Below are 25,311 nucleotides of genomic sequence, written 5' to 3'. Positions count from 1 at the left end.
GCTCGGCGGCCAGGGTTTCGTCCTACCCGTCGTCGCGGCGTTGCTGGTCGGCGAGCAGCCCGGTGGCGGTGTCCGCGATCAGCTCCCAGGCGGCGGCGACGTGCCGTCGCTCGGTACGCGGCGCGCCGACCGCCAGTCGCAAGGTGAACCGGCCCGCCACCCGGGTGTGGGTCAGCAGCACCGAGCCGCTGGCGTTCACCCCGGCCAGCAGGGCGGAGTTGACCTCGTCGGACTGGCCGCGCAACCGGAAACAGACCAGTGAGAACGGCCCCGGCGTGACGATCTCGAACCGGTCGTCGGCGCGTACCTGGTCGGCGAACCAGGCCGCGTGCGCCACCGCCGAACGGATGTGCGCCCGCAGCCCCTGTGCGCCGTACCAGCGCAGCACGAACCACAGCTTCACCGCCCGGAAGCGACGACCGAGCGGTACCTGCCAGTCCCGGTAGTCGATCACCGCGCCCGCGTCGCTGAGCGCGTTGCGCAGGTACTCCGGCATCACCGTCAACGCCTCGACCAGCTCGGCCCGGTCCGCCACCCAGAACGCGTCGCAGTCGAACCCGGTCAGCAGCCACTTGTGCGGGTCGAAGCAGTACGAGTCGGCCCGCTCCAGCCCGGCGTGCGTCCAGCGCAGCTCCGGGCAGACCGCCGCCGCGCCGGCGTACGCGGCGTCCACGTGCAGCCACACCCCGTACTCGGTGCAGATCGCGCCGATCTCTTCGACCGGGTCGATAGCGGTGGTCGAGGTGGTGCCGACGGTGGCGACCACGATCGCCGGTCGCCGCCCGGCGGCCAGGTCGGCATCGAGGGCGCGGCGCAACGCGTCCGGCCGCATCGCCAGCGTCACCGGATCGACGTCGATCAGCCGTACGCCCTGATCGCCGACCCCGGCGATCCGGGCCGCCTTCTCGATCGACGAATGGCCCTCGGTCGAGGTGTAGACGGCGTAGCCGGCAGCGGTGCCCGCCGTGCGCCAGGTGCCGCCGCTGGCCCGGTGCAGCGCCACCAGGGTGGCCACCAGCGTGGCCGACGACGCCGAGTCCTGGATGACGCCACCACCGGTGGAGCCCGACCGGAACCGTTGCGGCAGCTCGAGTAGCTGGGCCAGCCAGTCGAGCATCACGGTCTCCACCTCGGTGCAGGCCGGACTGGTGGCCCAGAGCATGCCCTGGACGCCGAGCCCGGCACTGACCAGGTCACCGAGCACGCTCGGCGCCGAGGTGTTGGCCGGGAAGTAGCCGAAGAAACCGGGGTGCTGCCAGTGGGTGAGCCCACCGACGACCACCCGGTCCAGGTCGGTGAGGATCCGGTCGAACGGCTCGCCGTGCTCCGGCGGCGTCACCGGCAGCGCCCGGGCCACCGTACCGGGCGGATCCGACGGCCGTACCGGATGTTTCTCCAGGGTCTGCCAGTAGTCGGCGATCCAGTCGACCACCGCGTGCCCGGCCCGGCGGAACTCGTCCGCCGACATGTGCCCGCCGGCCGTGGTGTCTGCGCCGGGTGTGATGCCCCGCGCGGATGCGTCGCCTGCCATGCAGTCGAGTTGATCAGGAATCGGAACGGTGGGCAAGTGCCACCATCGTCTCCGGCCCGGTGCCTGCGACGGCGGCATCTCCGGCCTCGGCGCCCGGCAGCGCGGCGGCGGGGCCGGTGCTGGCCCGGACGGTCAACCGTGGGTCGAGCAGCGTGGCGGCCGGCACCGCGTCGCCCCGGACCTTGCGCATCAGCAGGCTGACCGCCTGCCGGCCGACCTCCTCGGCCGGAATCAGCACCGAGGTCAGTGCCGGACCGGACCGCTCGGCGACCTCGTCCGGGCAGATCGCCACCACCGAGATGTCGTCGGGGACCCGTCGACCCAGGGTCGGCAACGCGGCCAGGACGTGCCCGACCGCCGCCTCGTTGTGCACCACCAGCGCGGTGAGCCCCGGGTGCCGGTGCAGCAGCCCGGCCAGTTCGCGGCGCACCGCGTCGTAGTTCTCCTCGCACGGCTGGGCGACCGCCGTGACGCCGCAGCGGGTCGCCGTCTCGGTGAAGCCGGCCCTGGTCCGGTGGGCGAAGCCGGTCTCCCGTTCGTAGACCACCGCAGGGGCTCCGAGCAGGGCGAGCTGCCGGTGGCCGAGCGTGACGAGATGTTCGACGCAGGCCTCGCCGGCCCGATAAAAGTCCAGGTCGACGCAGGTCAGACCGGCGGACTCGGCCGGGAAACCGATCAGCACGCTGGGCCGTTCGAGTTCACGCAGCAGTGGCACGCGTGGGTCGTGCATCTCCACGTCCATGACCACGATGCCGTCGACCATGGCGCTGACCGCGATCCGGCGCAGCCCGGCCGGGCCTTCGTCGGCGGTGACCAGCAGTACGTCGTGGTCGAACTGCCGGGCGGTGGTGACCACGCTGGTGGCGAACTGCATCAGCACCGGCAGATGCATCCCGGAGCGCAGCGGCAGCACCAGCGCGATCACGTTCGCCCGGCGGCTGGCCAGCGCTCGGGCGCCGGCGTGCGGGTGGTAGCCGAGGGCGTGGATGCTGGCCAGTACGCGTTCCCGGGTGGTCGCCGAGATCGCCCGCTTGCCGCTGAGCACATAGGACACCGTGCTGACCGCGACGCCGGCGTGCCGGGCCACGTCGGCGATCGTCACCATGTCGGCCCGCTTGCCGGCCCGGTCCCGCGCCGGGTCCGGCCCGGCGGGGTCCGGCCCGGCGCCGGTCGGCTGTGACGGAGTTGACACTAGGCTCCTCCATCCAGGTCCCTGGCCGGACCGCCAGTGGCGGTCCCGGCGAAATTCAGGTAGCTCACCGTAGCGCCTGCCGTACTGAAGAGCAGATACAGGTCTCGAATTCCGGACAGTCCGTGCAGCTCCGTCCGTACCTCGGCCCAGTCGTCGCGGCCGCTGGTCGCCGGTACCGGAAGCGTACCGGCAACCGGGCCGGCCAGCGGATCGTCCAGCCGCAGGGTGACCGTCGACCCGTCCGCCGCCCGGCCGGCGGCGCCGGGGTCCGCTCCGGCCCCCTCCCGGGGCGGCCGGTGCGCGACGCGGGCGGTGACCGCGGTGGGCCCGGAGTCGAAGTCGACGTCGGTGAACGCAATCCAACCGCCGTCCTCCGCCGCGCCCACCGCGTCCCGCCCCTCGGGATGGTCGGCCGGTGCCGTGCCGGCGTAGTCGTCGTTGTCAGCGGCCCACAACGGTCCGGCCAGCGGATCGCGGGGCCCGATCCGTTCACCCCGTACGGTCAGGGTGGTGGTCGCCACCAGGTCGGCGCTGGACCGGCCGACCGACACGGTGTGCCGGGCGCTCTCCACCACTGGTCGGTCCCGGGTGACGTCCCAGGTCGCCAGGTCGGCGGCGGCGAGGCGGAACCGGAGCGTGGTCCGCGCCCCCGCCGCGAGGCTGATCTTGCGGAAGGCACGCAGCTGGCGCAGCGGCTGCTTGACCCGGGAGTGCCGCTGGCGGGTGTATAGCTGCACCACCTCGGTCCCGGCCCGCGCCCCGCTGTTGCACACCGTGACGCTGACCTCGACCGTGCCGTCGGCACCTACCTCGGTGGCCGACAACCGCAGGCCGCGGTAGTCGAAGGAGGTGTAGCTCAGACCGTGGCCGAACGGGTACAGCGGTTCCCCCCGGAAGTAGAGGTAGGTCGCATCCGAGGCGATCACGTCGTAGTCGAACAGGTCGGGCAGGTCTGCGGTACGTCGGTACCAGGTCTGGGTGAGCCGGCCGCCCGGATCCGCGTCCCCGCAGAGCACCTCGGCCAGCCCGGTGCCGTACTCCTGGCCGCCGTGCGCGGACCAGATGATCGCCGGGACGTGCCGGTCGGCCCACTCCACCGCGTACGGGTAGCTGCTGGCCAGCACCAGCACGGTACGCGGATTCGCGGCCCGGACCGCCCGCAGCAGCGCCGCCTGGGCACCGGGTAGCGCCAGGTCGACCCGGTCCTCGGTCTCCCGCCCGCACACCATCGGATGGTTGCCGAGCACCACCACTGCCACGTCGGCGTCGTGGGCCAGTGCTGCCGCCTCCCGGGCGCCATCGGTGACCAGCTCGACGGTGAACCTGGTGGCGGTGTCGACGCTGGCGGCCTCGGCCCGCAGCAGCCCGTCCGGGCCGACCGTGACGTAGCGGTCCCGGGCCAGGTGGTGCAGTGCCATGCGGCCGTCGGCGGCGCGGACCAGCCGGAAGGTCTCGTTGACCACCCACCCGCCCGGTCCGGACCGGTCGTTGACCAGCACCCCGTCGTCGCCGGCGGCCAGGTAGCGGCCGTTGGCGACGCTGCGCAACGCGACCACCCCGTCGCCCCAGTCGAACACGTCGAAGCAGCACTGCGGCGCCGCCTCCGGCGCGACCGCGCGCAGCGGTCCGCGCGCCGTGCTGTCGGCCCGCAGCGGTCCACCGGCGGCCGCGCCGCTGGCCTGCAGGTAGGTAGCCGAAGTGCCGAGTCGCAACGCGATCCGGTCCACGCCCTCGTGGTGGGTCACGGTTGCCATCGGCAGCCGCGCGGTCAGCCCGGCGCAGGCGGTGACCGCATACGGCATCGATCCGGCGTACCAGTCGGTGTGGAGGGTGTCGGCGAGCGGGCCGACCACCGCGACCCGCCGGATCCGGTCCGGGTCCAACGGCAGCACCGGGTCGGATCCGGACTCTGTCGGTACGTTGCGCAGCAGGACCACCGACTCGCGTACCGCGATCCGGGCCAGGTCCTGGTGGGCCGGGCAGTTGATCACATCGGTGCCGGTCGTCGCGAACGGGTTGCGTTCGGGTGGATCCAGCTCACCGAGCCGGATCCGGACGGAGAGGATCCGGCGGACCGCGCGGTCGATGTCCGGTTCGGCGAGCAGCCCGCGCGCCACCGCCTCGGTGATCCGCGCGACGGTCGGCAGCGAGTCGGTGTCGTCCTCGGTGAAGCTGTCGATCCCGGCACGCAGCGCCGCCGCGTAGCCGGTGACGTGGTCCGGGTGGTAGCCCTGGGCGCCGGCGATGTTCGTGGCCGCTCCCGCGTCGCCGACGACCAGGACGTCGTCGTCGGTCCACCGGCGCAGCTGCTCGTCGATCAGCGGGCTCAGGTGTGCCGGCCGGCCGTTGACCAGGTTGTACGCGGCCATCACCGCGACCGCGGCACCGGCGGCGATCGGGGCGCGGAACGCCGGTAGTTCGTACTCGTGCAGCACCCGGGGCGGCAGGTTGCTGCTGGTGGTGGCCCGGTCGGTCTCGTTGTTGTAACCGAGGAAGTGTTTCAGGGTCGGCGCGGTACGCAGGTAGTAGGGATGGTCGCCACGCAGTCCGCTGGCGTACCCGGTGGCCAGCACCCCGGTCAGCCACGGGTCCTCGGCGTAGCCCTCCTCGTTGCGGCCCCACCGTGGATCCCGCAGCGGGTTGACCACCGGCGCCCACACGTTCAGTCCGACGCCGACGGGGTCTTTGTGGTGGAACGCGCGTACCTCGTCGCCGACCGCTTCGCCGATCCGCCGCAGCAGGTCGGGGTCCCAGCTGGAACCCAGCCCGAGTGCCTGTGGGAAGACGGTCGCCGGGCCGAGCCACGCCACCCCGTGCAGCGCCTCGGTCCCGGTGCGGAAGCCGGGCAGGCCGAGTCGGGGCACCGGGGGCTGATGCTGGTGCAGCAGGGCGATCTTCTCGTCGAGGGTGAGCCGGCGGAGCAGGTCGGTGACCCGGGCGGCCACGGGTTGGTCGGGGTCGCGGAACGTGCTGTCGCTCATAACGTGGATCGCCTTCCGGGATCGGCAAGGGCACCCGTGTGGGTCGCTGCGGCGGTGCGGGCACCGCCGCGGTCACCGGATCACGGGCAGGCGTCGGTACGCGGTGGAGGTTGGCCGCCAGCCCGGGAAGCGCTGGCTCGAAGCGCTTCGATGACCGTCCCAAAAACGCTCCACTGTCGACACGATTTCAGCCGTGTTAACCGTGGAGCCCTTTGAGGTTGACATCCATCAGTACGGACGGTCAAGGGGCTGCCCGGCACAAAATTGATGTCAGCCGCCGCCGACCCGGGTCGCCGCAGTGGGCCGTTGGTCAGCCGGGCGGCGGCCGCCGGTGCGGTCAGTCGGTCGGGCGGGCCGGCATACGGCCGTTGTCGATCGCGGCGATCGCCCGGGCCGCGCCGCCGATCGCCGCCGCGCCGCCGGCCAGATCGGAGGCTGCCAGCTCGGTGCCACCGGCCGCCGGAGCCACCGTACGGTCGGCGAGCTGCTGCCGGGCCGCCGGCAGCAGCCACTGGGCGAGCGGGACGTAGTAGCCGCCGAGCAGCACCACTTCGGGGTTGATCAGGTTGGCCAGGATGGACACCCCGGTGCCGAGGTTGCGGCCGACCTCGTCGAGCGCGTTGAGCGCCGCCGGATCCCCGGCGCGGGCCGCCGCCCGTACCCGGTCGATCTCCGGCGCGAAGTCGGCGACCGGCCCGTCGACCTCGGCGTCCGGCAGCACCCGGCGGATCAGCGCCGGGACGGCGGCCAACGCCTCCAGACAGCCGTTCGCCCCGCAGCGGCACGGCGGACCCTGCGGATCCAGTTGGATGTGACCGACCTCGCCGGTGAACCCCCGCGCGCCGTGCAGCAGCCGTCCGTCCACCACCAGCCCCGCGCCGATGCCGGCACCGCCGGTCAGGTGCACCAGGTTCGCGGTGCCGGCGTACGGCCCGTGCCGGTGCTCGGCGAGCGCGGCCAGTTGGGCGTCGTTGTCCACCACCACCTCGTACGCCGGCCCGCGCAGCGCGCGAACCAGATCGGCGTGCAGGTCGACGTCGCGCCAGCCCAGCTCGGGGGAGAGGCTGACCCGGCCCTGCTGGTCGACCAGGCCGGGTACCCCGACGGTGAGCCCAAGGACCTGCCGCCCCTGCCGGGTCACCCGGTTCACCGCCCGGCCGGCCAGTGCGGCCACCGTGCTGGCTGCCTTGCCCGGGGTGGCGGCCAGCCCGGTGAAGGCGCGTCGCCAGGACAGCAGCTCACCGCCGGCCAGGTCGAGCGCGACCGCGGTCAGGTGGTCGGCGCTGATCTCGATGCCGATCGCGGCGTACGCGTCGCCATCGACGACGAGCATGGTGGCCGGGCGTCCGATGCGGTGTTCGGTGAGGCCGATCTCCCGGACCAGGCGGCGGTCGATCAGATCGGCGACCAGGCTGGAGACGGTGGCCTTGTTGAGCCCGGTGGCACCGGCGATGTCCGCCCGGGAGCAGGGCGCGTTGGTTCGGACGTAGCGCAGCACGACCGCGAGGTTGGTGGCGCGTACGTCGGTCAGGTCCGCTGGCTGCGGGCCGCTCCGCATGGTGATCACGTTACGCCCCGGGTCCCGGCCGGGTGGCTCGGGCCGGATGCCCGGCGGGCCGGCGTGTCGCGGCGGTCACCGCGGGGTTGGCCGCCACCGGCGGTTCGCGTCATGTCGGCCTCCCTTGTGGCGCCTGTCACCGTCGGCTACTTTGTTTAGTCAGCAGACGAACTAACTCTAGCGTGCAAACCGTACCCCCACACCCCCATCTCGAGCTGGTTCGTCCCATCGTCGCCGGGATGCCTGGCTCGCCGATACGAAGGGAGCGCGCCGTGGATCGATCCCTCGCGGGCGCGGCCACCAATCGACGTCGATTCCTGGGCCTGGTCGGCCTGGGTGCCACCGCGATGGCCGGTGGCGGCTTTCTCTCCGGCTGCAGCCGGCCGGCCGGCACCCAGGGCACGGCGACCGACGTCGACGCGGTCAGCGCGGTTCTGCCCAGGTACCAGCCGGTCGAGCTGCTCACCCCGGACATCGCCGGGGTACGCCCGATCGCCGACGGCTACCTGACGTATCCGACCGACCTGGTCCGGGCGGTCACCGAGACGCCCGGCAGCAGCGGTGAACCGCTCACCGCGATGACTCCCTGGTGGGGGCCAACCCCGCCCGGCATCGACCGCAACGCCTACCTGCAGGCGGTCAACGAGCGGCTCGGCGTGCCGATCGACTTCAGCGTCCAGGACGGCAACACCTACGCCGACAAGCTGAGCGCCATTCTCGGTGCCCGCGACGTGCCGGACCTGCTCTGCGCCCCGAACTGGGAGATCGACAAGATTCCGCGGTTCTCCGACGCGGTCTCGGCGCTGTTCGAGGACCTGACCGACCACCTGGCCGGTGACGCCGCGCTGGCCTACCCCCACCTGGCCAGCTTCCCGACCGGGGCCTGGCAGTACGCGGTCTGGGGCGGTCGGCTGGCCGCCGTCCCGTGGCCGACCGACGGCCCGTTCCCGTACGCGCTGTTCTACCGCAGGGACCTCACCGACGCCGCCGGCGTGCAGGCCCCAAAGAACATTGAGGAGCTGCACGAGTTCGGCAAGGCGATGACCGATCCGGCCAACGGCGTCTGGGCCTTCGGCTCGATCTTCAACATGGTGCAGATGTTCTACGGTGTGCCCGGCTCGCAGGGCGGCTGGCGGCGCACCGACGGCGGCGGCCTGGAATTCAAGTACGAGACCGAGGAGTACCGCGAGGCCCTGGAGTTCACCACCAGACTGTTCGCCGAAGGGCTGGTGCACCCGGACATCGTGGAGAGCAGCGGCGCCGCCGACGCCAAGCAGCTGTTCAACAGCGGCAAGATGGTCTGCTACGAGGACGGCGTCGGCGCCTGGCGCGGCATGTACTCGGAGCAGCGACAGATCACCCCGACGTTCGACATGCGGCCGGTGCCGATCTTCTCCGCCGACGGGCAGAGCGCCCCGGTCGCCTGGGGCGGGGAGACGCCGATCTTCTACACCTTCATCAAGAAAGGGCTGGGCAAGGAGCGCGTCGAGGAGATCCTGCGGGTGCTCAACTGGTGCGCCGCGCCGTTCGGTACCGAGGAGTACCACCTGCGCCAGTACGGGGTCGCCGACCAGCACCACACGGTCAGCGCCGACGGCAGTCCGGAGTTGACCGAGCTGGGCCGGCAGGAGATCGCCGACCAGTACACCTTCATTGTCGGGCGTTACCCGACCATCGTGCAGACCGCCGACGTCCCCGGCTTCGTCGAGGCCCTGCTGGACTACTCCAACGAGACGGTGAAGTACCTGGAGCCGAACCCGTGGGCCGGGATCAAGTTCGAGCTGCCGGCCAACCTGTCGCGGGTGCTGCAGCCGACCGAGGACAAGATCCTCGACGTGCTGCGTGGTCGCCGACCGACCAGCGACCTGGACCAGATCATCGACGAGTGGCGCAGCGGCGGCGGTGACGAGGGCCGCGACTTCTTCCGCAAGGCGCTCGAAGACAACGATCGATGACCTCGGTCGAAACGTCCGTGACCGCCGGATCCGGCGACGGCCGGAGCCGGCGGTCGCCGGACCAGCCCACCCCGGACGGCAACCGCCGGTCACGCCGTACCCCGGATGGTCGGCGCACCCGCCGACGGACCGTGCCGCTGCGGGCCCGGCTGCGCCGCGACTGGCCGCTGCTGGTGATGGCCGCGCCGGCCGCGCTGCTGCTGCTGGTCTTCCACTACCTGCCCACCCTGGGCAACGTGATCGCCTTCCAGGACTACAACCCCTGGGTCGGCGACAACGCGTTCGAGGCGTTCGTCTACAGCGAGTGGATCGGGTTCGGCAACTTCGAGACCCTGTTCCGTGACCCGGCGTTCTGGGACGCGGTGATCAACACCCTGACCATCACCGCGTTCCAGCTGGTCTTCTTCTTCCCGCTGCCGATCCTGCTGGCGATCCTGCTGCACAGCATCCTGTCGACCCGGGTGCGTGGGTTCATTCAGAGCGTCGTCTATTTGCCGCACTTCTTCAGCTGGGTGCTGGTGGTCACCTTCTTCATGCAGATGCTCGGTGGGGCCGGCCTGGTCGCCCAGCGGATGCGCGACGCCGGGCTCAACCCGCTCAACGTGATGGGCAACCCGGACACGTTCATCGTGCTGGTCACCGCGGAGGCCGTGTGGAAGGACGTCGGCTGGGGGGCGATCATCTTCCTGGCCGCGCTCAGTGCCATCGACCAGAATCTTTACGAGGCGGCGGCGGCCGACGGTGCCGGGCGCTGGCGACGGCTGTGGCACATCACCCTGCCCGGGCTACGTCCGGTCGTCATCCTGCTGCTGATCCTGCGGCTCGGTGACGCGCTCACCGTCGGGTTCGAGCAGTTCATCCTGCAGCGTGAGGCGGTCGGCCGGCAGGCCGCCGAAGTGCTCGACACCTACGTCTACTACCAGGCGATCATCCCGCAGCAGTGGGGGATGGGTGCCGCCGCCGGCCTGTTCAAGGGCGTCATCGGGCTGGTGCTGATCATCGCCGCGAACAAGTTCGCCCACCGCCTCGGCGAGCAGGGAGTGTATTCCAGGTGAGCATCGCACGTACGCTGGCCGCCGGGCGCCGACCCAGGCTCGACCCGGTGAACCAGCCGCCCCGACGGCGGCGCCCCGGCGTCGGCCGGCCGGTCTGGGAGGAGCCGCCGAGCCCGGTCGGCCAGGGCGTCAAAGGGCTCGTCCTCGCCACGATGGTGCTGGCCGTGATCTTCCCGATGTGGTCGGTCCTGGTGACCAGCCTCGCGTCGCGGGAGACCATCAACGCCACCGGCGGCATGGTGGTGATCCCCCGGGAGATCGACCTGTCGGCGTACGTGAACATCCTTTCCGGCGGTCAGATCAGCCGGGCGGTGTGGGTCAGCACCCTGGTCACCGTCGTCGGCACGACGTTCAGCCTGGTGCTGACGGTGCTGGCGGCGTACGGGCTGTCCCGCAAGGACTCGGTCGCGCACCGTCCGTTGCTGTTCCTGTTCCTGCTCACCTTCCTGATCTATCCCGGCATGGTGCCGAGCTATCTGGTGGTGACCGGGCTGGGCCTGAAGAACAACCTGTGGGCGCTGATCCTGCCCACCGCGATCAGCGTGTTCAACCTGGTGGTGATCCGGGCGTTCTTCATGAACGTGCCGGCCGAGCTGATCGACGCGGCACGCATCGACGGTGCCGGGGAGTTCCGGATCTTGTGGCGGATCATGTTGCCGCTGTCCCGGGCGGTGATCGCCGTCGTCGGGCTGTTCTACGCCGTCGGCTACTGGAACGCGTACTTCAACGCGGTGCTCTACATTGACGACAACGACAAGTGGCCGATCCAGCGGGTGCTGCAGAGCTACATCCTGGCCGGCCAGTCGCCGTCGGTCACCGGCGCGCCGGTGAACATCCCCGGGGTCACCGCGTACCCGCCGACCCTGGCGGTCAAGATGGCCGTGGTGGTGATCACCGTACTGCCGGCGGTGGTGATCTTCCCGTTCGTACAGCGGCACTTCACCAAGGGCGTCATCACCGGCGCGATCAAGGGTTGACCGGCCGGCACCGCTGGTCAGAGCGGTACGCCGTCGAGCAGCACCGTGGCCGGCGGCTCGGTGCCGGTCACCGCGACGACCTCGACCCGGCGGACCGGCAGCGGCCCGTCGAGGTTGACCCGCAACGTGTCGCCGTCGCGTACCGCCCGGACCGTGGTGTCGCCGTCGACGTCGCAGACGACCGTCTCGGCGCTGACGCCGCCCCAACTGACCAGGGTCACGTCGGCGAACGGACCGTCGCCGACGGTGTCTCCCGGTCCGGTCGTCGGGATCAGCGCGCCGTGCCGGACGAACAACGGGATCCGCTCCAGCGGAGTCTCGACCGGCAGGTGGCGTCCGCCGGGTTGGGTCCGCCCGGTCCAGTGGTCGACCCAGTCACCGGCCGGCAGGTAGACGTGCCGCCGCCCGTCCGGATTGATCATCGGCGCGACCAGCAGGTCGGAGCCGAGCCGGTACTCCAGTTCGGCACCCCACGCGGCCGGGTCGTCCGGCGAGTCGACCAGCAGCGCCCGCATCATCGGGGCACCGGTGCGGGCGGCCGTGACCGCCGCCGAGTAGAGGTAGGGCATCAACCGGTAGCGCAGCCGGATCGCCTCGACCGCGTCCCGCGCGGCGTCGTCGGGGAAGTCCCACGGCAGCCGGCTGGTGGTGCCGTGGAAGCGCACCAGCGGCGAGAACGCCCCGAACTGCGCCCACCGCACGTACAGGTCGGGGGTCGGGGTGCCGTGGAAGCCGCCGGCGTCGTGACTCCAGAACGGTACGCCGGACAGGCCGTGCGACAGCCCGCCGCGCAACGTGCTGGCCATCCCCGGGTACGTGGCGTTGACGTCGCCGCTCCACTGGGCCGGATGCCGCTGCCCGCCGAGGAACGACGACCGGGCCCACACCATGCCGTGCCCGGCGACCTCCTGGGTGACCGCCGCGACCGCGTCGTTGAACAGCAGCGTGTAAACGTTGTGTAGCTCGACGCCGGTCATCCCGTTGTGCGCCACCGCGTCGGCCGGCACCCCTTCGGCGAAGTCGGTCTTGAACACCATCGCGCCCTGCCGCAGCAGGTCGCGTAGCAGGCCGGTGAACCACTCGGTGGCCGCCGGGTTGGTAAAGTCGACGATCCCGCAGACCGGGTAGGATCCGTGCCAGACGTCGGCGATGTAGGTGGAGCCGTCCGGGCGGCGCAGGAAGTAGCCAGCCGCGTCGGCCTGCCCGAAGACCGGGCTGCCGGTCATGATGTACGGGTTCATCCAGAGGCTCACCTTGAACCCCTGCTCGGCGAGGGTGGCCAGCATGCCGGCCGGGTCGGGGAAGTTGGTGACGTCCCAGGCCAGGTCGGACCAGGCGCCGTCGGCCTGCCAGTAGCAGTCCAGGTGCAGCACGTCGCACGGGATGCGGTCGGCTCGGATCCGTCGGGCCCGCTCCAGGACCTTCTCCTGGCTGTCCACGAAAAAGCCGGACGAGATCCAGGTGCCGAACGCCCACTTCGGTGGCAGCACCGGTCGGCCGGTCAGCCGGTCGTAGCGGTCCAGGATCTCGGCGGGGGTGGGGCCGGCGATCACGTAGTAGTCGATCAGGTCGTCCGGCACCAGGATCTGCACGCAGCTGTGCGTGGAGGAGCAGATGTCGAACTCCACCGGCATGCCGCTGTCGACCAGCACCCCGTAGCCGCGGTCGGACAGGTACAGCGGGACGTTCTTGTGCGACCGGTCCGACTCGCTGCCGAAGGCGTCGAAGTTCCACATCAGCGCCCGCTGGCCGCGCTTGTCCAGCCGGGTGAACTTCTCGCCGAGCCCGACGAAGCGTTCGTCGCCGGGCGCGTCGAAGCTCTCGTGGTACGCGGCGACGGAGCCGTCGACCAGGGACCGGCCGAACGGCAGGGTGCGCAGCCGGCCGCTGATGTCGCGCTCGCCCCGGTTCTGGTTGAGCAGCACCCGACCCTGCCGGTCGAGGAACCGCAGATGCCACGGGTCGAGCCGCAGCTCGGCGACGACCTTTCCGGCGTCGACGCGTACCGTGCCGCCGGCCACGGTGACCGTGGCCGGGTACGGGCGTGGATCGACCAGCGGCAGCGCCCGGGCCGACCGGCTGCGGGCGTCGGGTGTCGCGCTCAGCCGGACCCGGATCACCCCCTCTCCGGCGGCGCTGACCGCGACCGTCAGCGTCTCACCGTCGGCGGTGCTGCCCTTGCAGGTGATCCCGGCAGCATCGGTGCCCAGCAACTCGGCGCGGACCAGCGCGGACAAGCCCTCCTCGCCGGGCGCGCGGACCGGCAGGTCGGGCGGGTCGGCCACGAATGTTTCATGGGGGACCAGGGGCGGACGGTACGGCATGGGCTCTCCTCGTCGGTCCGGGGCTCGACGCTCCCTGGTGGAACCAGCGGCCTGGGGGCGACTAAATTAGTTTCTTTGCTAATCCAACAAACTGTCAACGTCGGAGGGAGCGCCGATGCGCTGGCCAAAAGGACTCGACGGGCTCTGCTACGGCGGGGACTACAACCCCGAGCAGTGGCCGGAGACGACCTGGGTCGAGGACGTCGAGCTGATGCGTCGCGCCCGGGTCAACCTGGTCACCGTCGGGGTGTTCGCCTGGTCCCGGCTGGAACCGCACCCCGGCGAGTACACCGTCGACTGGCTCGACCGGGCACTCGACCTGCTGCAGCAGGGCGGGATCCGGGTCGTCCTGGCCACCCCGACCGCCTCGCCGCCGCCGTGGTTCTCCCTCACCCACCCCGACGCGCTGCCGGTCACCGCCGACGGGGTACGGCTGCGGCACGGCAGCCGGGACACGTACTGCGCGGCCGCCCCCGCGTACCGCGTCGCGGCCCGGCGCATCGCCGCGATGCTCGCCGAACGCTACCGCGACCACCCGGCGCTGGCGATGTGGCACGTGCACAATGAGTACGGCACAGTCTGCCACTGCCCGCACGCGGCCGACGCGTTCCGGCGGTGGCTGCAGCAGCGCTACGGTGACCTGGACCGGCTCAACGAGGCGTGGACCGGTGCCTTCTGGAGCCAGTGCTACTCCGAATGGACGCAGATCGACCCGCCGCGCGCCACCCAGTACCTGACCAACCCGACGCAGGTGCTGGACTTCCGCCGGTTCTGGTCCGACGAACTGCTCGCCGCCTATCGCGACCAGCGCGACCTGCTCCGCGAACACACGCCGGACGTGCCGGTCACCACCAACTATGTGTTCGGCGACTGGGTCCCGGTGGACCACGCCCGGTGGGCGCGGGAGATCGACCTGATCGCCGTCGACCACTATCCGACCGAGACCGACGGCCGGGCCGAGGAACAGACCGCGCTCGCCGCCGACCTCGCCCGGTCCTGGTCACGCCCGGTCACCGGGGACGGATCACCGCCATCGGCCGGCCGGCACCGGCCCTGGCTGCTGATGGAGAGCGCCCCCAACCTGATCTACCGGTACGCCGAGGGGACCGCCTACGCCAAGGAACCCGGCCGGATGCTGCGGCACAGCATCGCCCACGTCGCACGCGGCTCCCGGGGCGCGATGTTCTTCCAGTGGCGGGCGCCGCGCGGCGGTGCCGAGGCGTTCCACTCGGCGATGGTGCCGCACGCCGGTGCCGACTCCCGGACCTTCCGGTCGGCGGTACAGCTCGGCGAGGCGCTGCGGCTGCTCGCCGCGACCGACACCGCCGCGGTGGCGGCCCGGGCCGCGATCGGCTGGGACGCCGCCAGCGGGTGGGCGCTGCAGCATCCCGGGCTGCCGTCGGGGCACATCTCGTACGCCGACGAGGTGGCCGCCGCGCACCGGGCGCTGTGGCGGTGCGGGATCACCACCGACTTCGTCTGCCCGGCGACCGGACCACTGGACCTGACCGGCTACCGGATGCTGGTGCTGCCCGCGCTGTACCTGATGGACGACGCCGTCGCGGACACCCTCGCCGACTGGGTGCGGACCGGCGGTTATCTGGTGGTCAGCTACCTGTCCGGGGTCGCCGACCCCGACGCCCGGGTCCGGCTGGGCGGATATCCAGGTGCCCTGCGTGAGCTGCTCGGCGTCCGCAGTGAGGAGTTCCTGCCGCTCGGTCCGGACGGCACGGTGCGACTGTCCGGCGGGCGTACCGGCCGGCTGTGGCGGGAACGCTTCGAGGCCGGTGCCGCCGAGCCGGTGCTCGACTACGTCGATGGTGTGCTGGCCGGTCAGCCGGCGGTGACCCGCCGCTCGGTCGGTGCCGGCGCCGCCTGGTACCTGTCCACCAGACTGGACGACGACGGCTACCGGGAGCTGCTGGCGGTGGTCGCCGCCGAGGCCGGGGTGGCACCGGTACTGCCCGCCGCGCCCGCCGGGGTGGAGGCGGTACGCCGGGTGGACGGCACCACCCGGTGGCTGTTCCTGTTCAACCATGGCCGGGAGGAAGCGGTGGTGGCGGCCACCGGTGACGTGCTGGTCTCCGGTGGCGTCCTGCCGTCCGGGGAGATCATGGTGGCCGGCGAGTTCCTGCCCGCCAGTGACGTGCTGCTGACCGTGGGCGGCGGTCCGGGCCGGTGGCCGGGCGCCCCGGCCGGTGTCACCGGCATCTTGGGACGCGGCCGGGGCAGCCGGCGGGTCCGGGTCCCGCCCGGTGGGCTCCTGGTGCTGCGGGAGCCGGACCAGCCGGTGGGCAACCGGAACCATCGGCACCCAACCCCGTCAGGTGCCGACGGACATCGACATTGAGCGAGGAAAGCGATTGCCCTAGCATTGGCCTGCACGGGAGCCGACCGACGACCGCCGTACTGCGGTCGACCGATCCAGCGCAGCGCCACCGGGCGTACGCCCCCCGGCCGGGCAGCCGGGACGTCCGTCAGGTGCCGTCCGCCCTCTGCTCCCTGGAGACTTCCATGCGCAACGTCCCTCTCAGCAACCCCCGGTCCCAGCCCGGGAACCCCCGCCGAGCCCTGCTCGCGGTCGCGACTGCGGCGGCCACCGCGATCGGTGCCGGCGTGGCCACCACGATCCTCGCGCCGTCGGCCGCCGCGGCCGCCGGTTGCGCGGTCGACTACCGCGTCACCAGCCAATGGCCCGGTGGCTTCGGCGCCAGCGTGTCCGTGACCAACCTCGGTGACCCCGTCACATCCTGGCAGCTGACCTGGTCGTTCGGCGCCGGGCAGACGATCACCCAGGCGTGGAACGCGGCGGTGACGCAGAGCGGTGCCCAGGTCACCGCAGACAACGTCGGCTACAACGGGAACCTGGCCACCAACGCCAGCACCGAGTTCGGCTTCAACGGATCCTGGAACAACAGCAGCAATCCGGTGCCGACGACCTTCGCGTTCAACGGGACCACCTGCACCGGCGGCGTCGCGCCGACCACCGCACCACCCCCGACGACGGCACCCCCGACGACCGCCCCACCGACCACGACGCCTCCGCCCACCACCTCGCCGCCGACGCCGGGGCCCGGCGCCAAGCAGATGGAGGACCTCGACCGTGGGCTGATCAGCGTCCGGTCCGGATCCGGCAACCTGGTCTCCTGGCGGCTGCTCGGCACCGAGGCCGCCGGTACCGGGTTCCACGTCTACCGTGGCTCCTCCCGGATCACCTCGTCGCCGGTCACCGCGTCGACCAACTACTACGACGCGGGTGCCGCGTCCAATGCCAGCTACACCGTCCGGGCGGTCGTCGCTGGCACCGAGCAGCCCGCGTCGCCAGCCTCGTTGATCTTCGCCAACGGTTACCTGGACGTGCCGCTGCAGGTGCCGCCGGGCGGCACCACCCCGTCCGGGGAGAGCTACAGTTACTCGGCTAACGACGCCAGCGTCGGCGACCTCGACGGTGACGGACAGTACGAGATCGTCCTGAAGTGGGACCCGTCCAACGCCAAGGACAACGCGCACTCCGGCTACACCGGCAACGTCTACGTCGACGGGTACCGGCTCGATGGGACTCGGCTGTGGCGCGTCGACCTGGGCCGCAACATCCGGGCAGGTGCCCACTACACCCAGTTCCAGGTGTACGACTACGACGGCGACGGCCGGGCCGAGGTGGCGATGAAGACCGCCGACGGCACCCGCGACGGCCGGGGCAATGTCATCGGCAACTCCGGCGCCGACTACCGCAACTCGTCGGGCTACGTGCTATCTGGTCCGGAGTTTCTAACCATGTTCGACGGTCGGACCGGTGCCGCCCTGTCCACCGTCAACTACGTGCCGGCCCGGGGCAACGTGTCGTCCTGGGGCGACTCGTACGGTAACCGGGTGGACCGGTTCCTCGCCGGCACCGCCTACCTGGACGGCCGGCGGCCGTCCCTGATCATGTCACGCGGCTACTACACCCGCACCGTCATCGCCGCCTGGGACTTCCGCAACGGAAGCCTCACTCAACGGTGGGTCTTCGACTCCAACTCGTCAGGCAACGGCAGCTACGCCGGGCAGGGCAACCATTCGCTGTCCATCGCGGACGTCGACCGCGACGGCCGCGACGAGATCGTTTTCGGCGGTGCCACCATCGACGACAACGGTCGCGGGCTGTGGAACACCAGCCTGAACCACGGCGACGCCGGACACCTCGGTGACCTCGACCCGGGGCGGTCCGGGCTGGAGTACTTCAAGGTCCAGGAGGACGGCTCGAAGCCGTCGTCGGCGCTGATCGACGCCCGCACCGGGCAGATCATCTGGCAGACACCGACCGGCGGGGACAACGGCCGGGGCGTGTCGGCGGACATCTGGGCAGGCAGCGCCGGTGCCGAATCCTGGTCGTCGGCCGTGTCCGAGCTGCGGTCGCCGACCGGTGGCAACGTCGGACGCAAGCCGTCGTCGGCCAACTTCGTGATTTGGTGGGACGGCGACCCCGTCCGGGAACTGCTCGACCGGACCCGGATCGACAAGTACGGCACCTCCGGCGACACCCGGCTGCTGACCGGCTCCGGGGTGGCGTCGAACAACGGCACCAAGGCGACCCCCGCTTTGTCGGCCGACCTGTTCGGCGACTGGCGGGAGGAGGTCATCTGGCGGACCAGCGACTCCCGCGCGTTGCGGATCTACGCCACACCGCACACCACTGACCGACGGATCCACACCCTGATGCACGACCCGCAGTACCGGGTGGCGGTCGCCTGGCAGAACACCGCCTACAACCAGCCGCCACACCCGTCGTTCTTCATTGGCGCCAACATGCCGGCACCACCGACGCCGAACGTCTACTTGCGGTGAATGTCTACCTTCTAGTGAGTCCGGCGGCCGGCTGAGTGAGCCGGCGGCCGTAGACGCGCCGACGGGGGACCGGAACCCGGTCCCCCGTCGGCGGACGCGACGACATCCACCCCACGCGTGATCTCGTGCGTCGAACCATCACCTGCCAGAGACGATAGCCAGCGGACCGTCGCGCGGCGGTGACCAGCTGATGAAGCTCCTGTTTCCGGCTATTGATCGCCGTCCGTGGGGTGGCCCGGGTCACCGGCCACCAGCTCGAACGAGCGCACCCGGTCGGCGACGTCGTACACCATCGTGGTCAACATCAGCTCGTCGGCACCGGTGCGCTCGCGCAACTCGTGCAGCGCCCGCCGGACCGTGTCGGGGGAGCCGACCGCCTGCTCCTCGTTGCGTTGGCGGATGAATTGCAGCTCGAGATCCGTGTACGGATAGGCGGCCGCTTCCTCCGGGCTGACCAGTGCCTCCGGCCGCCCGGCGCGCAGCCGCAGGAACGCCAGGGCGGCCGGGCCGGACAGCCACTCGGCCCGCTCGTCCGACTCGGCGCAGACGACGTTGACCGCGACCATCGCGTACGGCCGGTCCAACCACGCCGATGGGCGGAAATGCTGCCGGTACAGCGCGAGCGCCGGCAGCGTGTTGGCCGCACTGAAATGGTGTGCGAAGGAGAACGGCAGGCCCAGGGTGCCGGCGAGTTGGGCGCTGAATCCGCTGGAACCGAGCAGCCAGATCGCCGGTGACTGCCCGGCGTGTGGGGTCGCGGCGATCGGCCCGGCGTCACCGCGCAGATAGCCGATCAGGGTCGCCAGCTCCTGCGGGAACGTCTCAGCGCCCAGCCCGGCCACGGTGCGCCGCAGCGCCAGTGCGGTGGCCTGGTCGGTGCCCGGGGCCCGGCCGATGCCGAGATCGACCCGGCCCGGGTGCAGCGCCTCCAACGTGCCGAACTGCTCGGCGACCACCAACGGCGGATGGTTGGGCAGCATCACCCCGCCCGAGCCGACTCGGATCGTTGAGGTGGCCGCGGCCAGGTGGGCGAGCAGCACCGCCGGGGCCGAGCTGGCGATGGCGGGCATGTTGTGGTGCTCGGCCACCCACAACCGGTGGTAGCCGAGCTGCTCGACTCGGCGGGCCAGCTCGGTGGTGTGCCGCAGCGCTTCACCGACGGATCTGCCGGTGGCGACTGGGGCCACATCGAGGACGGAGAGCGGTACGTCGATCACACCTGTGCCCAACCCGGTGCCGCGCCCGGATCTTCCCGCCGCCCGGATTTCCCGGCATCGTCGGTTCGGCTAACCTCGGCGGCGAGCGGCAGCCGGCCGCCGCACAGACGAGGAGACTGGTCGATGCGGATCGTGGACGCCCGGGTTATTGTGACCTGCCCGGGCCGCAACTTCGTTACCTTGAAGATTGTCACCTCGGACGGTGTGACCGGCGTCGGCGACGCCACCCTCAACGGCCGCGAACTGGCCGTCGCCAGCTACCTGCGTGATCACGTGGTGCCGACGCTGATCGGTCGGGACGCGAGCCGGATCGAGGACACCTGGCAGTACCTGTACCGGGGTGCCTACTGGCGGCGCGGCCCGGTCACGATGAGCGCCATCGCGGCAGTCGACACCGCGCTGTGGGACATCAAGGGAAAAGTCGCCGGGCTACCGGTCTACCAGCTGCTCGGCGGTCGCTGCCGCGACGGGGTCACCGTCTACGGCCACGCCAACGCCGAGACGGTCCCCGAGGTGCTCGCCGAGGTGGCCCGCTACGTCGACCTCGGCTACCGGGCGGTACGCGTACAGACCGCCGTGCCCGGCCTGCCGGCGACGTACGGGGTCGGCAAGGACCGGATGTTCTACGAGCCGGCCGACGCCGCGATCCCTACCGAGACCACCTGGTCCACCGAGCGCTACCTGGTGCACACCCCGCAGGTCTTCGCGGCAGTACGCGACGAGTTCGGCCCGCACCTGAAGCTGCTGCACGACGCCCATCACCGGCTTACCCCGATCGAGGCGGCCCGGCTCGGCAAGGACCTCGAACCGTACCGGCTGACCTGGCTGGAGGACCCGGTCCCGGCCGAACTGCAGGAGGGCTTCCGGCTGATCCGCCAGCACACCACCACGCCGATCGCCGTCGGCGAGGTCTTCAACACCATCTTCGACTGCCAGCAGTTGATCACCGAGCAGCTGATCGACTACGTCCGGACCACGGTGGTCCGCGCCGGTGGGATCAGCCACCTGCGGCGGATCTTCGACCTGGCGGCGCTGCACCACGTCCGCAGCGGCTCGCACGGCGCCACCGACCTGTCGCCGGTCTGCATGGCCGCCGCGCTGCACGTCGACCTGAGCATCCCCAACTTCGGCCTGCAGGAGTACATGCGGCACACCGAGGCCACCGACGAGGTCTTCCCGCACTCGTACCACTACGCCGACGGCTACCTGCAGCCCGGTGAGGAACCCGGGCTCGGCGTCGACATCGACGAGTCCGCGGCGGCGCGCTACCCGTACGCGCCGGCGTCGCTGCCGGTCAACCGGCTCACCGACGGCAGCATGCACAACTGGTGACCCGACCAGGCCGGTCGGTTCCTCGCCGGCACGCATCGATGTGAGGCTGAGATACTCTACGACGCAGATGTAAGGTATCTCAGCCTCATATCAATGAAGCGGTGCGGCTCTTCTGGCTCAGCCGACGCACAGTGCTGCGGCCATGGGCGGTTGGTCGACCGGGTCACCGGATCGGCGCATCGCCCACAGCGGTGGGCCGCCGGCCGGCAGGTGCGCCACCCGGACGATCCGGTAGCCATGGCGTTCGTGAAACACCCGCTGTCGCTGGCTGCTCGCCTCCACCACGGCCGGCATCCCGATCCGGTCCAGCAGGGCATGATGCGCGGCGAGTAGCGCCGACCCGATGCCTCGCCGTCTCAGCCAGGGTGCCGCCGCCAGGAACGCCAGATGATGGTGTCGGCCTGTCGGCTCCACTCGGCCGGCGGTGCACGTGTAGTGCGCGTACGGTCCGTGCCGGTCGCCGCAGGCCCGCAACCGCCGCCGCTGGTGCTCTGCACCGAGGAGCCGGTCGAACGGGTGTGGGTACCAGATTGCCACCCCGTCGCAGTGCCCGGCCACATCGACGATGCCGTGCCGTACGCCGAACTCCAGCTCGGCGGTGAAGAACTGATGCATCGTCAGGTACCGCAGCGCATGGTCGTTGATCAGCCAGGACACCACCGGGTCCAGCACGCATGCCTGCGCCAGCAACTCAGCCAACGGATCAACATCAGCGGCTGTGGCGGTCCGTACGGTCAGCATGGCCGCCACGTCCACACCAGGAACCGGTCGAACAGCTCGGCCGCGGTGACGTCGGGCAGGTCGAACGCTGCCTCGGTCATCCGTTCAACCATGTACGTCGCCAACGAGACCGGCCCAGGGCCAGCGGTGGGCGGCGGTCAGGCCGGCACCGGCAGTGGTGGCAGTGGGCTGTGCAGGATCAGGCAGATGGTCCGCAGCAGCTCGACCTCCGGCACGGTCATCACCCCGTCGTGTCCGATCACCGCGACCGCCGCCGCCACCAGCCGGGCCTTCTCCACCGGGCGCAGTTCGTCGAGGAGCGGCCAGACCGATTCCAGCTCCAGTACGCCGCCCGCAGGCGGGGCGAACCGGGCGGCTGCCTGGGGCAGGGCGTGCGCCGCACCGGCGGCGAAGGCCCGCTGCGCGGCGGTCGGATCCGGGTGCCCGGCCTGGGCGAGCACGCTGAGCAGTGTCTGCACGGCCGGTTGGCTGGCGCGCAGCGTACGGCGGCCGTGGCCCGGCTGCGACGATGGCCGCAGCGATTCGCGCAGCTCATCGCCGACGAGCCGGGACAGGCAGTATTCGAAGACGCTGATCCGCCCGTCGGCCCGGACCAGGGTGGCCATCGCGTCGGCGAGCGTGTCGCGTTCGGCCGGTGACCGCTGCGCCAACGCGGGGAAGGCGATCTCGGCCAGCGGCAGCCGTAGCATCGGGTGCAGGCTGGCGGTCCGCGCACCGGCCTGCCAGGCGGCGTCAGCTAACGGGGTGCCGTACCGCTGGGTGATGGCGGCATGCTGGCCGGCGCGGACCTGCGGGTCGGCCGACAGCAGCAGGCCGAGGATCAACGGTGCCACTGTGTCCGGTCGACGGGCCTGCTCCGTCAGCTCCTGCGGGATCCGGGAGAGCAGGTCGGCGGCGTGTTGGTAGGCGCTCGCCGGCGGCGCGCCGATCCGGTCGACGACCTGGGCCGGGTCCATCGGCACCTGGGTGTCGTCGGCGGGCAACGCGGCGTCGGCGGGCAACGCGGCGCCGCCCGGGGTGCCGCCGGTCAGCCCGAGCGCGCGGTCCTCGGCCAGCCCGGACGGCGGGGCCGCCGCCCACCGCCGGGACAGCGTGGTCAGCTCGTCCGCGTCGAAGCTGGAATCGAGTGCCTTGATCCGGTCGGTGATCGGCGGATGCGTCGAGAACAGCGCGGTCAGCCTGCCACCCGGCCCGAACAGCATGTGGCCGACCTCTTCGGACTTCGGACTCTTCAGCTGTGACCCGGCGGGCAGCCCGGCGATCTTCTTGAGCGCGCCGGCCAGCCCGGCGGTCTGCCGGGTGAACTGCACGGCCGACGCGTCGGCCAGGTACTCGCGTTGCCGGGACACCGACGCTTTGATCAGTCGGCCGACCAGCACACCGACGTACCCGGCGGCGACCATCGCCAGCCCGATCAGTGGTAGCGGGTTGCCGCCCCGGTTGTCGCTGCGGGAGCGGCCACCGCTGACGAATCCGGTGCGCAGTAGGCCACGGCCGATCACCGCCAGGAACAGGATGCCGAACAGCAGCCCCATCAACCGGATGTTGAGCCGCATGTCGCCGTTGACCACGTGGCTGAACTCGTGGGCGATGACGCCCTGCAGTTCGTCGCGGTTGAGCCGCTCCAGCGTGCCACGGGTGACCGCGATCGCCGCGTCCGAGGTCGACCAGCCGGCGGCGAACGCATTGATCCCCTCCTCGCGCGGCAGCAGGTAGATCTCCGGCACCGGCACGCTGGAGGCGATGGCGATCTCCTCGACCACGTTGCGCAGCCGGCGCAGCTGCGGGTCGGTGGTGTCCGGCGGCACCGGTACGCCGCCGAGCTCCCGGGCCACCCGTCCGCCGCCACCGCGCAGCGTGACTGTGCGGACCAGCGCCGCCAGGCCGATCACCGCGACGGTCGCCAGGCTGGTCACCACCAGCATGCCGAGGAGCGCGGCCGGTTGCCGGGACGCGCCGTCGAAGACGACGAACACGGCGAGGTCGACCACGGCCACGATGCCGACCACGGCGAGCACGAACAGGGCGACCAGCCGGGCGGAGACCCGCCGGACCTGACGTTGCCGTTCGAAGAAGTTCATGCCGGTCAGAAGGTCACCCGGGGGGCCTGCCGCTGCTGCGGATCGTCGACCTCGAACAGGGCGGCCGGGCTGAATGAGAACATGTTCGCCACGATGCTGCCGGGGAAGCGCTCCCGCTTGTTGTTGTAGCCCATCACCGCGTCGTTGTAGGCCTGCCGGGCGAACGCGACCCGGTTCTCGGTCGAGGTCAGCTCCTCGGTCAGCTGCATCATGTTCTGGTTGGCCTTGAGGTCCGGGTACGCCTCGGAGAGCGCGAACAGCCGGCCCAGGCTCTGGGTCAGCATGTTCTCGGCCCCGGCGAGCTGCTGCATCGCCGCCGGGTCACCCGGCTTGCCGGTCGCGGCGGCCTGCGCGTCGACCGCGCCGCCGCGGGCGGCGATCACCGCTTCGAGCGCCTCACGTTCGTGTCTCATGTACCCCTTGGCAACCTCGACGAGGTTGGGGATGAGGTCGTGGCGTCGGGTCAGCTGTACGTCGATCTGGGCGAACGCGTTCCGGAACGCGTTACGGGCAGTGACCAGTCCGTTGTACACTGCGACGCCGTACCCGGCGAAGACTGCCACAACTATACAAATCAGGCAGAAGAGCCCGATGGCCAGTTCCATGTCCTCCTGCTCCCTGCTTCGCCAGCGGTGGCGCAGCGACCCCGGCGGCCTGCACTGATAGCTCGCCCGAGCGTACGCCACCTGCACCGCAGCCGGGCCGAACCAGAGCGGCCGGTCAGGGCACCGGAGCGCGGGTGAGGTCGACCGGCCGTCCGTGCCGCCAGAGGTGTTCGAACTCGTCACGGAAGTGTCGGTACCACTGCAGACTGGCGGTGGTCAGCGTCATCATCGGTTCGGCTGCCGACGGGCGGTGTGAGTAGAGGTCGACGTGGATGCGTCCGGTCTCCTCGTCGGCGTCCAGCAGGATCATCCCCGACGCCGGCACGAGCGGCAGTAACCGTACCTCCAGGGAGCCGGTGCCGGGACGGGCGGTACGGGCCAGCTCGCGTAGCAGGTCGAGAGTAGGCCGGGCCCGGTTGACGAAGATGTCCCGGTCGTCCGGCAGGGTGGCCCGCCGGGCGGCCTCGGCCGGTACGGAGGTCGCCGGGTCGATGAGCGCGACCCTGATCCGGGCACCTGCGGCAAGCCGGCTGGCGATCTGGTCGACCTGGTTACGCAGGGTCCGGCCGAGGGTCACCCCGATGAGGGCGATGTCCTCGACGTCGGTGAGGTCGACGTCTGCACCAGAGGTCGAGGCCCGTAGCGACATCGCGCCGGAGGGCTGGACCGGCAGGTGCCGGATCAGCCGTACCGCGCCGTCCAGCCGGCGCACCACCTGGTCCAGCTGCCGGCGCTCCCCGGCCACCGTCGTGGTGAGCAGGGCCAGTGTTCCCAGCGTCGCGGCAGCCACGGTGGCGGTGTCGACCACGTCAAGGACGCCGAGCAGACCGAGTGCCAGGGCGAGCAGGACGGTGATCACGGTGTCCAGCCGGTGGCTGAACAGACCGCGCCTGCGCGGTGGCCAGGCGCGCGTCGGACCTGGCATCGCATCCTCCTGG

16 protein-coding genes are annotated in these 25,311 nt (G+C 71.2%); 6 read left to right on the top strand and 10 right to left on the bottom strand.

The features are described from left to right. Window positions 1–22: 22 nt before the first annotated feature. From ACFHWU_RS00345 to ACFHWU_RS00330, 4 genes are all read right to left on the bottom strand, one after another. On the bottom strand, window positions 23–1,531 hold the full coding sequence (locus ACFHWU_RS00345; protein WP_416589541.1) for a pyridoxal-dependent decarboxylase: 1,509 nt from the start codon (window positions 1,529–1,531) through the stop codon (window positions 23–25). Between the two features lie 13 nt (window positions 1,532–1,544). Next, entirely contained in the window at window positions 1,545–2,636 is a 1,092-nt protein-coding gene (locus ACFHWU_RS00340; RefSeq protein ID WP_416568717.1) for a LacI family DNA-binding transcriptional regulator, read from the bottom strand. 86 nt (window positions 2,637–2,722) lie between these two features. Beyond that, window positions 2,723–5,704 (bottom strand): glycoside hydrolase family 3 C-terminal domain-containing protein, encoded by a 2,982-nt coding sequence (locus tag ACFHWU_RS00335; RefSeq protein WP_416555580.1) that lies wholly within the window; start codon window positions 5,702–5,704, stop codon window positions 2,723–2,725. A 337-nt stretch (window positions 5,705–6,041) separates the two neighbouring features. Beyond that, entirely contained in the window at window positions 6,042–7,262 is a 1,221-nt protein-coding gene (locus ACFHWU_RS00330; RefSeq protein WP_416589540.1) for an ROK family transcriptional regulator, read from the bottom strand. A 272-nt stretch (window positions 7,263–7,534) separates the two neighbouring features. Between ACFHWU_RS00330 and ACFHWU_RS00325 the strand changes: the two genes are divergently transcribed. From ACFHWU_RS00325 to ACFHWU_RS00315, 3 genes are read left to right on the top strand one after another with little or no spacing between them, the layout of a single operon-like run. After that, a complete protein-coding gene (locus ACFHWU_RS00325; protein WP_416568708.1) occupies window positions 7,535–9,217 on the top strand; it encodes an extracellular solute-binding protein in 1,683 nt (560 codons plus the stop codon). After that, window positions 9,214–10,272 (top strand): ABC transporter permease, encoded by a 1,059-nt coding sequence (locus ACFHWU_RS00320; protein ID WP_416589539.1) that lies wholly within the window; start codon window positions 9,214–9,216, stop codon window positions 10,270–10,272. The genes ACFHWU_RS00325 and ACFHWU_RS00320 overlap by 4 nt, the downstream gene beginning before the upstream one ends. Beyond that, complete coding sequence (locus ACFHWU_RS00315) at window positions 10,269–11,249, top strand: carbohydrate ABC transporter permease (protein ID WP_416555572.1); 981 nt, start codon at window positions 10,269–10,271, stop codon at window positions 11,247–11,249. The genes ACFHWU_RS00320 and ACFHWU_RS00315 overlap by 4 nt, the downstream gene beginning before the upstream one ends. Window positions 11,250–11,266: 17 nt before the next feature. On the opposite strand, the gene ACFHWU_RS00310 is transcribed toward ACFHWU_RS00315, so the two are convergent. Continuing rightward, a complete protein-coding gene (locus tag ACFHWU_RS00310; protein ID WP_416589538.1) occupies window positions 11,267–13,534 on the bottom strand; it encodes a TIM-barrel domain-containing protein in 2,268 nt (755 codons plus the stop codon). A gap of 154 nt (window positions 13,535–13,688) precedes the next feature. Between ACFHWU_RS00310 and ACFHWU_RS00305 the strand changes: the two genes are divergently transcribed. Beyond that, window positions 13,689–15,923 (top strand): beta-galactosidase, encoded by a 2,235-nt coding sequence (locus ACFHWU_RS00305; protein WP_416589537.1) that lies wholly within the window; start codon window positions 13,689–13,691, stop codon window positions 15,921–15,923. A gap of 164 nt (window positions 15,924–16,087) precedes the next feature. Beyond that, window positions 16,088–18,397, top strand: coding sequence for a cellulose binding domain-containing protein (locus tag ACFHWU_RS00300; RefSeq protein WP_416589536.1), 2,310 nt, complete (start codon window positions 16,088–16,090; stop codon window positions 18,395–18,397). Window positions 18,398–18,606: 209 nt separating this feature from the next. Here ACFHWU_RS00300 and ACFHWU_RS00295 read toward each other — a convergent pair whose 3' ends face one another. Further along, window positions 18,607–19,614 carry an LLM class flavin-dependent oxidoreductase gene (locus ACFHWU_RS00295; protein ID WP_416568711.1) on the bottom strand — a complete coding sequence of 336 codons (1,008 nt, stop codon included), beginning with the start codon at window positions 19,612–19,614 and terminating at the stop codon, window positions 18,607–18,609. Window positions 19,615–19,737: 123 nt separating this feature from the next. On the opposite strand from ACFHWU_RS00295, the gene manD reads away from it, so the two are divergent. Next, window positions 19,738–20,946, top strand: coding sequence for a D-mannonate dehydratase ManD (gene manD / locus ACFHWU_RS00290; RefSeq protein WP_416555562.1), 1,209 nt, complete (start codon window positions 19,738–19,740; stop codon window positions 20,944–20,946). Window positions 20,947–21,063: 117 nt separating this feature from the next. On the opposite strand, the gene ACFHWU_RS00285 is transcribed toward manD, so the two are convergent. The 4 genes from ACFHWU_RS00285 to ACFHWU_RS00270 form a co-directional block, all read right to left on the bottom strand. Continuing rightward, window positions 21,064–21,645, bottom strand: coding sequence for a GNAT family N-acetyltransferase (locus ACFHWU_RS00285; RefSeq protein WP_416589535.1), 582 nt, complete (start codon window positions 21,643–21,645; stop codon window positions 21,064–21,066). Between the two features lie 179 nt (window positions 21,646–21,824). Then, window positions 21,825–23,768 (bottom strand): M48 family metallopeptidase, encoded by a 1,944-nt coding sequence (locus tag ACFHWU_RS00280; RefSeq protein ID WP_416589534.1) that lies wholly within the window; start codon window positions 23,766–23,768, stop codon window positions 21,825–21,827. Between the two features lie 5 nt (window positions 23,769–23,773). Then, window positions 23,774–24,373, bottom strand: a complete 600-nt coding sequence (locus tag ACFHWU_RS00275; protein ID WP_416589532.1) for a LemA family protein — start codon at window positions 24,371–24,373, stop codon at window positions 23,774–23,776. A gap of 115 nt (window positions 24,374–24,488) precedes the next feature. Next, a complete protein-coding gene (locus ACFHWU_RS00270; RefSeq protein ID WP_416555553.1) occupies window positions 24,489–25,298 on the bottom strand; it encodes a hypothetical protein in 810 nt (269 codons plus the stop codon). Window positions 25,299–25,311: the final 13 nt, after the last annotated feature.

Origin of the sequence: Micromonospora sp. LOL_015, from assembly GCF_048060275.1 — a bacterium.
Taxonomy (GTDB): Bacteria; Actinomycetota; Actinomycetes; order Mycobacteriales; family Micromonosporaceae; genus Micromonospora_E.
This window is presented reverse-complemented; position numbering and strand designations above follow the sequence as displayed.